This window comes from Serinicoccus sp. CUA-874, assembly GCF_001942225.1.
GTDB classification, from domain to species: Bacteria; Actinomycetota; Actinomycetes; order Actinomycetales; family Dermatophilaceae; genus Ornithinicoccus; species Ornithinicoccus marinus.
The window spans coordinates 104,273-116,864 of record NZ_MKJZ01000011.1 but is presented as its reverse complement, the minus strand read 5'-3'; the positions used below and the strand labels follow the sequence as shown (position 1 = coordinate 116,864).

Genomic DNA, 12,592 nt, shown 5'->3' with positions numbered 1-12,592 from the left:
TCGACGGCGTCCGGGCCACGCGACCGCGCGTCGAGACCACCCCTCGCCACACCTCCCGTGGGTTGAGCGCCGACCTCGACCCGCACCATACTCAGCAGGGACCGTGACGAGAAGGGTGAGGACCATGCCGATCCACGGATCGCTGTTCGAGGAGTTCAAGGAGACCGAGGCTCGGGACCAGTTCACCCGCCAGAGCAGCAAGATGCTCAAGGTGCGGATGGACTACGGGCCGGTCATGGCGAGGACCGGCTCGATGGTGGCCTACCAGGGCGACATCCGCTTCGCCAACAAGGGTTCCGGCGGGCTGAGCAAGATGATGAAGTCCTCGCTCACCGGCGAGGGCGTCCCGGTCATGGAGTGCAGCGGACAGGGGGAGCTCTTCCTTGCCGACGACGCGGCGGACATCCAGGTGCTCTACCTGGAGGACGACATGGTGTCGGTCAACGGCGCCAACGTGCTCGCCTTCTCCTCCTCGATCGACTGGGACATCCACCGGGTGTCGGCCCGTGGCGGGATGATGGCCGGTGGGCTGTTCAACGTCTCGCTGCGCGGCAGCGGGTATGTCGCGATCACCACCAAGGGCGAGCCGATCGCGCTGGACGTCTCGACACCGACCTTCGCCGACGCGCAGGCGGTGGTGCTCTGGACCCAGGCGGTCCGGATGCAGATCCGCACCGACACCGGCGGGATCGGCTCGATGCTGCGCGGGGGGACGGGTGAGATGGTGCAGATGGCCTTCTCCGGCCAGGGGCACGTGCTCGTGCAGCCCGCGGAGAATGCCGCGAACACCGGCTCCGGGGAGCGTCGCAGCAGCGGGCTCAGCGACTTCCTCAGCTGAGGCCCGGACCGGCCCCTCCGGCGGCGACAGCGCGGTCGATCACGACGTCTTGACTTCTCTCACCCGCACGCTAGAGAGGTGTATACCTCGTCATCGACCGGTCCGCAGATCCGCGAAGCGCACCCGCGCGTCCTCGGTGTAGAGCCCGATCGCGCCCTCGGTGTAGGGCCGCTCGGTGTCGGTCACCTCGGCGAGCTGCTCCCCGTCGACGGAGACGGACATCACACCGTCGGCCTGCTCCACCTCGACCCGGTAGTCGGCGCCGATCGGGAACCGGGGCTCGGTGCCGCTGGCGAGGAAGCGCTGGTTGCCCGGGTAAGCCGGGTCCTGCTTGCTCACCTCCCAACCGTTCGGCTTGAGCACCACGGCGTAGAAGTGCTCGGGATCCTGGTAGTTCCACAGGACCCAGGCCACCTCCCACGGGCTGGGCTCCCCCTCGCGCACCTGCTCCTGCGTGCTCGCCGTGATCGCGAGGTCCGTCCCGACGGGGTGGGCCTGTGTCGTCACGACCAGGCCGCCGTGCGTGACGTCGGCGGAGGCGGCGTGACGCGGCTCGAGCAGCACCCCGTCGCCGTCGGGGCGGACGACGCCGTGCCCGTCGAAGACCACGCGCCACCCGTCGTGCTCGCTCCCCTCCTCCCACGCCTGCCCGGAGGCGCAGCCGGCGAGCAGCAGCAGCACCAGGACCCCCGGGAGGCCTCGGCGCAGGCTCACGACGTCGACCCGCCGGTATGCCCGGCCGCCACCGGCTCCTGCTCCGCGCCGGTCAGCCGCTCGGTCTTCGCCCACCCGGTGCGGCCGCGCAGGGTGCGCCCGACGGCGCGCCAGCCGGGGGAGAGCACTCCGTCTCGGCCCTGGCGGAGGACTACGACATGAGCTTCGCCGCCGTCCAGAAGCATGTCGCCGTGCTGGAGCGCGCCGGCCTGCTCACCAAACGTCGCAGCGGCCGGCAGCAGCTCGCCAGCAGCGACGTGGAGGCCGTGCGCTCGGTCTCCTCGATGCTCGCCGAGCTTGAGACCCTCTGGCGCGGTCGCATCGACCGCATCGACACCTTCCTCAAGGACTGACATGCCCGTCACCGACGTCACCACCGACACCGAGACCCGGACCGTCACCATCACCGCGGAGTTCGCCGCACCGGTCGAGCGCGTCTGGCAGCTGTATGCCGACCCGCGCCGGTTGGAGCAGGTCTTCGGCCCGCCGACCTATCCCGCGACCTTCGTCGAGCACGAGCTGCGGCCGGGACCACGACGAAGTACTACATGACGAGCCCGGAGGGCGAGCGGTTCGGCGGCATGTGGGAGCTGACCGAGGTCGAGCAGCCCCGCCGCTTCGCCTTCGAGGACCGCTTCGCGGACGCGCAGAGCTGGCAGCCCGCCGAGGGCCGCCCTGGTGGTCCCAGGCGGGGCACCTCGTGCTCGACGTGGTCGGGATGCTGCCCCTCGTGGGGGAGCCCGCCGACCTCCTCAACGGGCTCTGGTACACGGCGGAGGGCAACTACGTCGACGCCGGCTTGTCCGCCGCCGGCGCGGTGCCGGTCGTCGGCTGGTTCTCCGTCGGAGGGAAGTGGGTCAAGCGCGCCCTCACGGTGGACGAGCTCGCGACGATCGAGCGGCTCGCCGACAACGGCACCGACATGTCCCGCCTGCTGCCCGGCGGCAGGCTGCCCACCTCGGCCGACGAGCTCGCGGACCCGGCGAACTACGGGCGGGACAACTTCCTCACGCCGGCCGAGCTGCGCCGCTTCGAGGACCGCCCGTGGCTGCAGAACATGGTGGCCGGCAACCGCTTCGACACCTACATGGCGCCCACCTACCAGCACAACCAGGTCTACCTGCAGGCACCGGGCGGGTCGGGCTACGTGCGGCTGGACAGCTATGTGCCGGGCGATCTGATCGTCTCCCGCAAGCTCACCCAGCTCGGGAGCATCGAGACCAGGCAGGCCCGCGCCTACATCGACGAGCTGGTGACCAAGTACCCGGACGGCGCGACGGTCGCCGACGTGCCCTCGACGCGGGCGTCCGGCCTAGCGGGTCAGAGGCTGGACGGTGAAATGGTGCTGCAGGTGCCACCACAGGCCGGAGGAACGATCCCGGACGAGGTCGCGGAGTACGCCTTCGAGAACAACGTCCGTATCGTCGACGTCAACGGCTTCGACTACACCGCCCACCTCTACCCCTGAGAAGAGAGCGATGACGTACCGCTACGGACGTGACTGGCATCCGGTCCTGCGCAAGCCGATCCAGGAGATCACGCAGGCCCAGGCCCGAACACGCTTCAGGGACGGCCCCTCCTTCTGCGTGAGCAAGGTGCCTGACTCCTCTGGTGGTGTCGTGCCGGACTACACGCTGAAGATCAATCCCGAGGGCATGTACGTCGGCTCCATCTTCTACGACCGGTTCGGCTCAGAGGTGAAGAAGTATCACTTCGATGAGGACCCCGGTCGTCCCGAAGAGTTGTTCCTCCGGGAGGTCGTTGTCACTGTCTACCCCGACGGGCAGGACACGTGGCTCTCCCTCCGGGACTCCAAGGCGCACAGGTCCTTTCTCTTCCAGCCGGACGGGCGAGCCCGCTCCTACTTCGCCGTCAAGGGAGAGGCTGCCGCCAAGGTCGAGGAGTTCACCGGCGTCGACGTCTCGGCCCACTGGGTGCCGATGATCACGTTCGGCGACTGGGACCGGTTCGGCGAGCACCGCGAGCCCGACCTGCCCGGCTGAGGCGAGCAGCGGGCGGTGTCATCTCCCCGCTCGGGTGAAGGGATCCGGGCCGTTCTCCATCGCGGTGCCGGCGGAACCCGCGGCAGGCTCAGGCCGTCGAAGCGAGGTCGTGCTGGAGAGAGGTGTCTGCCATGGATGGTCCACGCGCACCACGCCACGGGCGACGCTGGGCCGCGAGCGCGTCCTCGGTCGTCGTCACCGCCGCGCTGGCGTCCTGCGGTATGCCCTCGACCACGGCGGGTGGTGACGCTGCCACCTGGACCGTCACCCGGGCGCGGAACCGGCCGCGGACGGGGCGGTCGTGCACCTGGCTGTGACGAGACTGGGCTGCGCGAGCGGCGTCACGGGACGGGTCCTAGAACCCACGGTGGTCGTCGAGGAGGGCCAGGTCGTCATCGACACCCGGGTGGAGCACGTGGACGCCGGCGACTGCTCTGGCAACGACACCGAGATGATCCAGCTCGAGCTCGGCCCGGACGCCGTCGGCAAGGACCTCGTCGACGCCGCCTGCCTCGAGACCGGCGAGGCGGCCGGCACCGCGGCGTGCGAGACCGGGCCGGTCCGGTGGCACCTGCCGGTCCCCGACGCGCGCCGGGAGATGCCGGGGTGGGCTGCGCCGGAGGCATACAGCTATCAGGTCACGAGCCTCTGCGGCGAGCGAGCCTACGTCGGCACCTTCGAGATCGACGTGGCCCAGGGTGAGGTCACCGGCGCCCGGCAGCTCGGCGAGGACCCCAGCGACCTCGCCCTCGCCGCCGCGCCCACCCTGGAGGAGCTGCTGGAGGAGACCGCCGCCGGGGTGCGCGCGCGCAACCATGCCCTCGTGGCGATGACCCCGGAGGGCGACCCGCGCTACCTCTCGGTCGGCCGAGATCTCGCCGACTCCGACGGCACGTCCTGCTATCTCATCCACCAGGTCGTGCCGCGCGAGGGCTGAGCTCCCCGGGCGGACCCCTCCCCGACCGACATCACTGCAGCCGCCCCTGACCCGCGTCGGCCCACCCAGATCCACAGGAAAACCCCCGGACCGAGGTCCGGGGGTTTCCTCTGTCCTGAGACAGGACACAGTGCGCGAGGGGGGAGTTGAACCCCCACGCCCTTGCGGGCACACGGACCTGAACCGTGCGCGTCTGCCTATTCCGCCACTCGCGCGAGTGCCGGACAAGATTACCACCGCGGCCACCCGCACCCCTAATCCACCAGGGCCTCCGACAGGCCCAGGGCGCCGGGCCAGCCTCCAGGGTCCTCCCACCCGTGGCGGCTACCATCGAGGCGCCAGCCATCAACCGTGCCACCAGTCAGGAGAGGGCCGTGGGTGTCTTCGACAAGCTCGAGCGTGGGCTCGAGCGCGCCGTGAAGCAGCCCTTCGCCAAGGTCTTCAAGGCCGAGGTCCAGCCGGTCGAGATCGCCTCCGCCATGCGCGGCGCCATGGACGACCGCGCCGCCGTCCTCGGCCCCGGCCGCACCATGGTCCCCAACGTCTTCACCGTCGAGCTGGCCGAGAGCGACTTCGAGCGCCTCTCCTCCTACTCCCACGCCCTCACCGACGAGCTCGTCGCCGCCGCGGAGGACCACGCCGACGCGCAGCGGTATGTCGCACCCGGCCCGTTCGAGGTCCGGCTGGTGTCCGGGGAGGAGCTGGAGACCGGCATCTTCCGGGTGCGCCCCGCCGCCAAGGACGGCCGCCGCGGCTCCGGCGGGCGCGGCGGTGCCCGCGAGTTCGCCGAGGCCCAGCAGGCGCAGGACGCCCGTCGCGAGGAGCAGGCCCGGGAGCAGGACGCCCGTCGGGCCGAGAGCGAGCGCCCCCGTCACGAGGAGACCGGCGCCGACGGCGGCTACGAGGAGGCGGCCTACCAGCGCCCCCGCGAGTCCTCCCGACCGCGGCGCCGCAGCGGCCCGTCGCTGGACATCGACGGTCGGCAGGTGCCGCTGACGGCCGCCGTCACCACCCTCGGCCGCGACGAGGAGTGCACCGTCGTCGTCGACGACCCGGGCGCCTCCCGCAAGCACGCGGAGATCCGGATCAGCCACGACGGGCCGCACCAGCATGTCATCCTGCGCGACCTCGGCTCCACCAACGGCACCTACCTCAACGGCGAGCAGGTCGGCAGCGAGCAGCTGCGCACCGGCGACCGCATCACCCTCGGGCGCACCCACATCACGGTCCAGCTGGAGGGTTGATGGGTGAGCTGACCCTCAACCTGCTGCGGCTGGGCGTGGTGGTGCTCCTCTGGGCGTTCGTCGTGGCCGTGGTCGGTGCCCTGCGCGGCGACCTCTACGGCACCCGCGTGCTCACCCGCAACGCCGGCCCGACCCGCAGGCCGGAGTCCCGCTCGGACCGCAAGCAACCACGCAACACCCCGACCCACCTCGTCGTGACCGAGGGACGGCTCCGGGGCACGTCGGTGCCGCTGCACGACTCCGGGGTCCTCGTCGGCCGCAACCCCGAGTGCTCCCTCGTCCTCACCGACGACTACGCCTCCGGCCGCCACCTGCGGATCTACCCCGGCTCCGACGCGTGGTACGCCGACGACCTCGGCTCCACCAACGGCACCGAGGTCGACGGGGCCCGGATCGGCACCGGGGCCAAGCTCGACCCGGGCGCGCAGATCCGGATCGGCCAGACCGTCCTCGAGCTGCGCCGCTGACCATGGCCCTCGCCCTGCGCTACGCCGCGCGCACCAACATCGGCCTCGGCAGCAAGGCCCGCAACGAGGACTCCGCGTATGCCGGGCCCGAGCTGCTCGTCCTCTGCGACGGCATGGGCGGGCACGCCGCGGGCGACGTCGCCTCCTCCCTCGTCGTCGGCGAGCTGGTCCACCTCGACGGGGAGTCGCACGGCGCCGACGACGCCCTGGACATCCTCGAGCACGCGCTGGAGGAGGCCAACAACCGGCTCGCCGACGTCATGGAGGTCTACCCCGACTCCGACGGCATGGGCACCACCTGCATCGCCATGCTCCGGGTCGACACCAAGCTGGCCGTCGCCAACATCGGCGACTCCCGGGCATACCTCCTGCGCGGTGGGCGGCTCACCCAGATCACCACCGACCACTCCTTCGTGCAGAAGCTGCTCGACGAGGGTCGGATCAGCCAGGAGGAGGCGCAGCACCACCCGCAGCGCTCGCTCGTCACCCGGGTCTTCACCGGCCGCCCCGAGGACCACCCCGACCTGTCGCTGCGCGAGCTGCGCTCCGGCGACCGGGTGCTCATCTGCAGCGACGGGCTGACCGACTACGTCTCCACCGAGGTGGTCACCGAGATCCTCGCCGAACCCGGCCGCACCCCCGGTCAGGTCGCTGACGCGCTCGTGCACACCGCGCTGCGCGCCTCCACCCGCGACAACGTCACCGTCGTCGTGGCCGACGCCGTCTCCCCCGGCGAGGGCACGAGCAAGCCGCAGGTCGTGGGCGCCGCGAGCGAGCGCCGCGGCAACCGGCCGCTGCGCCACCTCAGCCCGGCCGAGAAGGCTGCCGCCCTGACCCGGGAGGCCTCCGGCGTCTCCACCGTGGACGACGGACCGGTCCTCGCCGAGGAGCAGAGCCGGCCCTGGGTCCGGACGCTGCGGCTGGCCGGCATCACGGTCGCCGTGCTCGCGGTGCTCGTCGCCGGGGGCTGGGCGGCGTGGACCTGGAGCCAGCAGCAGTACTACGTGGGCGAGCAGGACGGCATGGTCACGATCTACCGCGGCATCTCCCAGGACCTCGGGCCGGTGAGCCTGTCCACGGCCGAGCAGCAGACCGACCTGCCCGTCGAGGAGCTGCCCTACTACTACCAGCGCCGGGTGCAGGGAACCCTGTCCGCGGACGGGCAGGACGACGCCGAGCGCATCGTCGCCGACCTGCGGGCGCTCACAGCAGCCGCCTGCGTGCCCACCGTGCTCCTGCCCGATGGGTCGCAGAGCACCGAGATCCCGGACGACATGGACACCGTCACCGCCGACAGCCTCGCCGACGCCCAGCGCTCCGCGGCGGCGTCGGGACCGGCCCGGGAGCTGCTGCGGGACTCCCTCGAGCTGGGCGGGAGCGCCCTCGGGGGCACCGAGACCAGCACCGCCACCGCGGCTCCGACGGGCTCGGAGGACACCGGGCCGACCGCGACGGTCGTGTGGCCGGAGGGATGCCCATGAGCGCCACGACTCCCACCCCTTCCACCGTCACCAGCCTCGAGGTCCGCAGCGGCCGCACCATCGAGCTGCTGCTCCTCGTGCTGGCCGTCGGCGTCGTCACCCTCGCCTACGTGACCGTCAACCTCACCGCCGAGGGCGCGCTGCCCACCGACGTGTGGCTGCACGTCGGTATCTTCGGCGTGCTGGCCCTCGGCCTGCACGCGGTGCTCCGCGCCCGGGCCCGGTATGCCGACCCGCTCCTCCTCCCGCTGGCGACCCTGCTCAACGGCCTGGGCCTGGTGATGATCCACCGCATCGACCTCGTGGAGACGGCCGGGGGCACCGACGGCGTGGCGAGCCGGCAGCTGCTGTGGACCGGGCTGGCGATGGCGATCGCGGCGGCCGTGCTCATGCTGCTGCCCGACCACCGGGTGCTGCGGCGCTACACCTACATCGCCATGGCGCTCGGCTTCGTGCTGCTGCTCCTGCCGATGCTGCCGGTCATCGGAGAGACGGTGAACGGCTCACGCCTGTGGATCCGCATCGGGCCGTTCAGCTTCCAGCCGGGCGAGCTGGCCAAGATCGCGGTCGCCGTCTTCTTCGCCGGCTACCTCGTCTCGACCCGGGACGCGCTGTCCCTCGTCGGGCGCCGCATCCTGGGCCTGCAGCTGCCCCGGGCCCGCGACCTGGGCCCGATCCTGGTCATCTGGATGCTGTCGGTGCTCATCCTGGTGCTGCAGCGCGACCTGGGCTCCTCGCTGCTCTTCTTCGGGCTCTTCGTCGCCATGCTCTACGTCGCGACCGAGCGCACCAGCTGGATCGTCATCGGGCTGGCGCTCTTCGCCTCGGGCTGCGTGCTCGCCTGGCGGCTCTTCGACCACGTCCAGGCCCGCGTCACGCTGTGGCTGGACCCCTTCGCCGCCGAGCAGTCCGACCAGGTCGCCAAGGGGCTGATGGGCCTCGCGCACGGCGGCATCTTCGGCTCCGGGCTGGGCGGCGGCTTCCCCTACATCACCTACTACGCCAACAGCGACTACATCGTCGCCAGCTTCGGCGAGGAGCTGGGCATGATCGGGCTCTTCGCGCTGCTCCTGCTCTACGCCCTGCTCGTCGAGCGCGGTCTGCGGACGGCCATCGGCTCCCGCGACGGCTTCGGCAAGCTGCTGGCCGTCGGCCTGTCCTTCACCGTGGCGCTCCAGGTCTTCGTCATCGTCGGCGGCATCACCCGGGTCATCCCGCTGACCGGTCTCACCACGCCCTTCCTGTCGGCGGGCGGCTCCTCGCTGCTCGCCAACTGGATCATCGTGGCGCTGCTGCTGCGGATCAGCGACCACGCCCGCCGCCCCATCTCCGAGCGGCGGCAGGACCCGAGCATCGACGAGGCCGAGCGCGAGGGGGCGAGCGCATGAACACCCCCATCCGCCGGCTGGCCCTGGTCGTCTTCGCCATGTTCACCGCCCTGCTGATCTCCACGACGTGGATCCAGTTCGTCCAGGCGGAGGACCTGCGCGAGCACCCCGGCAACCGCCGCACCCTCATCGACAACTACAGCCGGGACCGCGGCGCCATCCTCGTGGACGGCACCCCGATCGCGACCTCCGAGCCGACCGACGACGAGCTGGAGTGGCTGCGGCAGTACGACCAGGCGCAGCGGTATGCCCACGTCACCGGCTACTACTCCTTCACCTACGGCGCCGGTCTCGGGCTGGAGCGGGCCGAGGACCCGGTGCTCGCCGGCACCGACGACAGCCTGTTCTACCAGCGCCTCTCCGACGTCGTCACCGGCACGCCCGCCTCCGGGGCCAGCCTCGAGCTGACCATCGACCCCGACGTCCAGGCGGCCGCGGCGGAGGCCCTGGGCGACCGGCGGGGCGCCGCCGTCGCGCTGGACCCGGCGACCGGCGAGATCCTGGCCATGGTCAGCCGGCCCAGCTACGACCCCAACGCCCTGGCGAGCCACCAGCTGGCCGCCGTGGACGAGGCCTACACCTCCCTCAGCGAGGACCCGGCCGAGCCGTTGGTCAACCGCGCGATCGGCGGCGACCTCTACCCGCCCGGGTCGACCTTCAAGCTCGTCCTCGCGGCGGCCGCGCTGGAGTCGGGGGAGTACTCCCCGGACACCGAGCTCGAGGGCGGGTTGACGTATACCCTCCCGAACACCGAGACCGAGCTGCCCAACTTCGGCGGCGCCGCCTGCGACCCCGAGGGGCGGCCGACCCTCGCGGAGTCGGTGCAGGTCTCCTGCAACACCTCCTTCGCCTGGCTCGCCGGCGAGCTCGGCGCCGACTCCGTCCGGGAGCAGGCCGAGGCCTTCGGCTTCGGCCAGCCGCTGGAGGTGCCGATGAGCGTGACCCCCTCGATCTACCCGGACGAGATGGACGACGCCCAGCTCGCCCTGACCGGCATCGGCCAGTTCGAGGTCCGCGAGACCCCGCTGCAGGTGGCGATGATCTCTGCGGCTATCGCCAACGGTGGGGTGACGATGACGCCCTACCTGGTGGAGGAGGTCCGCGGCTCCGACCTCGAGGTCATCGAGCGCAACGAGCCGAGGACGCGCTCGCGCGCCGTCTCCCAGGAGTCGGCGGAGCAGCTCACCGAGATGATGACCCAGGTCGTCGAACGCGGCTCGGGGCAGTCGGCGGCGCTGCCGGACATCCAGGTGGCGGGCAAGACCGGCACCGCGGAGTTCGGCGAGAGCGGCGCCGCGCACGCGTGGTTCACCGGCTTCGCGCCCGCCGACGATCCGCAGATCGCGGTCGCCGTCGTCGTGGAGTCCGCGACCGACAACTGGGTCGGCGAGACCGGTGGTCTCGTCGCCGCGCCGGTGGCACGGGCCATGCTGGAGGCAGGAGTGCAGCGATGACGGACGACCCCACGCAGGCCACCCCGCCGCCGGAGCCGCCGGCCCGGGTGCTGGGCGGGCGCTACGAGCTCGGCGAGCTCATCGGCCGCGGCGGTATGGCCGACGTGCACCTCGGGCACGACCTGCGTCTCGGGCGACCGGTCGCGATCAAGGTGCTGCGCACCGACCTCGCCCGCGACTCCTCCTTCCTGTCCCGCTTCCGCCGCGAGGCGCAGTCGGCGGCCGGGCTGTCGCACCCCGCGATCGTGGGGGTCTTCGACTCCGGCGAGCAGGCGGTCACCGAGTCCGGGGGCGCCACGGTCCAGGTGCCCTACATCGTCATGGAGCTGGTCGAGGGCAAGACCCTGCGCGAGCTGCTCAACGAGCACGGCACCCTCGACCCCGACGAGGCGGCGCGGATCACCGCGCTCGTGCTCTCCGCCCTGGAGTATGCCCACGAGCGCGGCCTCGTGCACCGCGACATCAAGCCGGCCAACGTCATGGTGACCGAGGCAGGTGCCGTCAAGGTGATGGACTTCGGCATCGCCCGCGCCATCGCCGACACGGCGGCGACGATGACCCAGACGCAGGCCGTCATGGGGACCGCCCGCTACCTCTCCCCGGAGCAGGCGCAGGGGCTCGACGTCGACGGCCGCTCCGACCTCTACTCCGTCGGCTGCCTGCTCTACGAGCTGCTCGCCGGGCGCACGCCCTTCCAGGGCGACCCGGTCTCGCTGGTCTACCAGCACCTCGGCGAGGCACCGAAGGCGCCCTCGACGCACGGGTCGCGGCTGCCGGAGGCGCTGGATGCGATCTCGCTGCACGCGCTGGAGAAGAAGCCCGAGGACCGCTATCAGGACGCGGGCTCCTTCAGGGCCGACCTCAACGCCGCCCGGGCCGACGAGCCGGTCTCCGCGCCGGCGCAGGCGACCTACGACCGGGTCCTCGGCCTGGGCGGTGCGGCCGCGGCCGGTGCTGCTGCCGCCGCGGCCTCGTCCGCCGCCGCGACCCAGGCGGTCCCGGTGGCCGGCGGGGCGCGCGAGCCACAGGCATACCCCGAGGAACCGACGGGGATCTTCCCGGCCGGCGGGAGGGACGACGACCGCTACGAGCGCACCGACGAGCTGCCGGTCCGCGAGCGACGGCACCCCGGCGCGGCGCTGCTGCTCGGGGCGCTGGCCGCGGTGGCGCTGGCGGGCGTCGCCTGGGTCCTGTGGCAGGTGATGGGGCCGAACGGCGACGACGGCCCGGAGATGCTGGTGGTGCCGAGCACCGTGGGCAGCACCGAGGCGCAGGCGCGGACCACGCTGACCCAGGCCGGCTTCACCGTCGCCGAGGACGCGGTGCAGCGCAACAGCGACGAGGAGCCCGGCATCGTCATCGAGCAGGACCCGCCCGGCGGGGAGCTGGAGCGCGGCGGCCAGGTGGAGCTGACCGTCTCGGCCGGCCCGGAGGCGCAGACCATCCCACGGCTGCAGGGACTGGAGGAGCAGGCCGCCCGGGACCTGCTCGCGCGGGAGGGCTTCACCAACGTCCGCGGCGAGTCCGAGCAGACCGACGACCCGGACTGGGAGGACGGTCAGGTCGTCTCCAGCGACCCCGGCGAGGGCGAGGAGATCGACCCGGGCGACGAGATCGTCCTGACCGTGGCCAGCGGCGAGGTCGAGGTGCCCGACGTCGTGGGTCTGGACCAGAACGAGGCGGTGCTGCTGCTCGACGAGCAGACCCTGGAGTGGGAGATCGAGACGCGCCGCACCGCCGAGGCCGATGCCGGGACGGTGCTGGAGCAGTCGGTCGAGGCCGGTGACACCGTGGAGCAGGGCAGCACCGTGGGCCTCGTCGTCGCCGCCGAGCCGGTGCAGACCGAGACCGAGGTCATCACCGAGACGGTCACGAACACCCCGACGCAGGAGCCCACGGAGGAGCCCACGGAGACCGAGGAGCCGACGGAGGAGCCGACCGAGACCTCGAGCATCCCCCCGGTCCCCACCGACCCCGAGCCCACGCAGCCCGGGCCTCCGGACGACCCACCGTCGGAGGACCCGCCCACCGAGGACGACCCGACCGAGTAGGCGCCGGCAGCACCC

The 12,592-nt window shown here is 72.1% G+C and carries 15 protein-coding genes and 1 tRNA gene; 13 read left to right on the top strand and 3 right to left on the bottom strand.

From position 1 onward, the window contains the following. Window positions 1-124 precede the first annotated feature (124 nt). Window positions 125-838, top strand: coding sequence for an AIM24 family protein (locus BJF80_RS04190; RefSeq protein ID WP_075811574.1), 714 nt, complete (start codon window positions 125-127; stop codon window positions 836-838). Between the two features lie 90 nt (window positions 839-928). On the opposite strand, the gene BJF80_RS04185 is transcribed toward BJF80_RS04190, so the two are convergent. After that, a complete protein-coding gene (locus BJF80_RS04185) occupies window positions 929-1,552 on the bottom strand; it encodes a calcium-binding protein (protein WP_143553967.1) in 624 nt (207 codons plus the stop codon). Further along, window positions 1,549-1,680: a hypothetical protein gene (locus tag BJF80_RS20650; protein ID WP_269087376.1), complete on the bottom strand. Its 132-nt coding sequence runs from the start codon at window positions 1,678-1,680 to the stop codon at window positions 1,549-1,551. Before BJF80_RS20650 ends, BJF80_RS04185 begins: the two co-directional genes overlap by 4 nt. A gap of 30 nt (window positions 1,681-1,710) precedes the next feature. Here BJF80_RS20650 and BJF80_RS04180 point away from each other — a divergent pair, with 30 nt between their 5' ends. The 6 genes from BJF80_RS04180 to BJF80_RS04155 all read left to right on the top strand — a co-directional run bounded on the left by BJF80_RS04180 (window position 1,711) and on the right by BJF80_RS04155 (window position 4,492). After that, window positions 1,711-1,905, top strand: a complete 195-nt coding sequence (locus BJF80_RS04180; RefSeq protein WP_202817135.1) for a transcriptional regulator — start codon at window positions 1,711-1,713, stop codon at window positions 1,903-1,905. 1 nt (window position 1,906) lies between these two features. Then, complete coding sequence (locus tag BJF80_RS04175; protein WP_075811572.1) at window positions 1,907-2,104, top strand: SRPBCC family protein; 198 nt, start codon at window positions 1,907-1,909, stop codon at window positions 2,102-2,104. 166 nt (window positions 2,105-2,270) lie between these two features. Next, window positions 2,271-3,020, top strand: a complete 750-nt coding sequence (locus BJF80_RS04170) for a hypothetical protein (RefSeq protein ID WP_143553965.1) — start codon at window positions 2,271-2,273, stop codon at window positions 3,018-3,020. Between the two features lie 10 nt (window positions 3,021-3,030). Beyond that, window positions 3,031-3,555: a hypothetical protein gene (locus BJF80_RS04165; RefSeq protein WP_075811568.1), complete on the top strand. Its 525-nt coding sequence runs from the start codon at window positions 3,031-3,033 to the stop codon at window positions 3,553-3,555. A gap of 131 nt (window positions 3,556-3,686) precedes the next feature. Beyond that, window positions 3,687-3,872 carry a hypothetical protein gene (locus BJF80_RS18175; RefSeq protein ID WP_143553964.1) on the top strand — a complete coding sequence of 62 codons (186 nt, stop codon included), beginning with the start codon at window positions 3,687-3,689 and terminating at the stop codon, window positions 3,870-3,872. A 50-nt stretch (window positions 3,873-3,922) separates the two neighbouring features. Next, a complete protein-coding gene (locus tag BJF80_RS04155) occupies window positions 3,923-4,492 on the top strand; it encodes a hypothetical protein (protein WP_075811564.1) in 570 nt (189 codons plus the stop codon). 131 nt (window positions 4,493-4,623) lie between these two features. On the opposite strand, the gene BJF80_RS04150 is transcribed toward BJF80_RS04155, so the two are convergent. Continuing rightward, window positions 4,624-4,707: transfer RNA gene (locus BJF80_RS04150), tRNA-Leu, on the bottom strand. A gap of 159 nt (window positions 4,708-4,866) precedes the next feature. Here BJF80_RS04150 and BJF80_RS04145 point away from each other — a divergent pair. The 6 genes from BJF80_RS04145 to pknB are packed head-to-tail and all read left to right on the top strand — an operon-like array spanning window position 4,867 to window position 12,577. Continuing rightward, the gene (locus BJF80_RS04145; protein WP_075811562.1) at window positions 4,867-5,736 is read left to right on the top strand and encodes an FHA domain-containing protein; all 870 of its coding nucleotides are present in this window, start codon (window positions 4,867-4,869) and stop codon (window positions 5,734-5,736) included. Continuing rightward, a complete protein-coding gene (locus BJF80_RS04140; RefSeq protein ID WP_075811560.1) occupies window positions 5,736-6,203 on the top strand; it encodes an FHA domain-containing protein FhaB/FipA in 468 nt (155 codons plus the stop codon). Before BJF80_RS04145 ends, BJF80_RS04140 begins: the two co-directional genes overlap by 1 nt. Before the next feature lie 2 nt (window positions 6,204-6,205). After that, complete coding sequence (locus tag BJF80_RS04135) at window positions 6,206-7,684, top strand: PP2C family protein-serine/threonine phosphatase (RefSeq protein ID WP_075811558.1); 1,479 nt, start codon at window positions 6,206-6,208, stop codon at window positions 7,682-7,684. Then, on the top strand, window positions 7,675-9,072 hold the full coding sequence (locus BJF80_RS04130) for an FtsW/RodA/SpoVE family cell cycle protein (RefSeq protein ID WP_075812151.1): 1,398 nt from the start codon (window positions 7,675-7,677) through the stop codon (window positions 9,070-9,072). The genes BJF80_RS04135 and BJF80_RS04130 overlap by 10 nt, the downstream gene beginning before the upstream one ends. Further along, complete coding sequence (locus BJF80_RS04125) at window positions 9,069-10,526, top strand: peptidoglycan D,D-transpeptidase FtsI family protein (protein WP_075811556.1); 1,458 nt, start codon at window positions 9,069-9,071, stop codon at window positions 10,524-10,526. The genes BJF80_RS04130 and BJF80_RS04125 overlap by 4 nt, the downstream gene beginning before the upstream one ends. Beyond that, complete coding sequence (gene pknB / locus BJF80_RS04120; protein WP_075811554.1) at window positions 10,523-12,577, top strand: Stk1 family PASTA domain-containing Ser/Thr kinase; 2,055 nt, start codon at window positions 10,523-10,525, stop codon at window positions 12,575-12,577. Before BJF80_RS04125 ends, pknB begins: the two co-directional genes overlap by 4 nt. Window positions 12,578-12,592 lie beyond the last annotated feature (15 nt).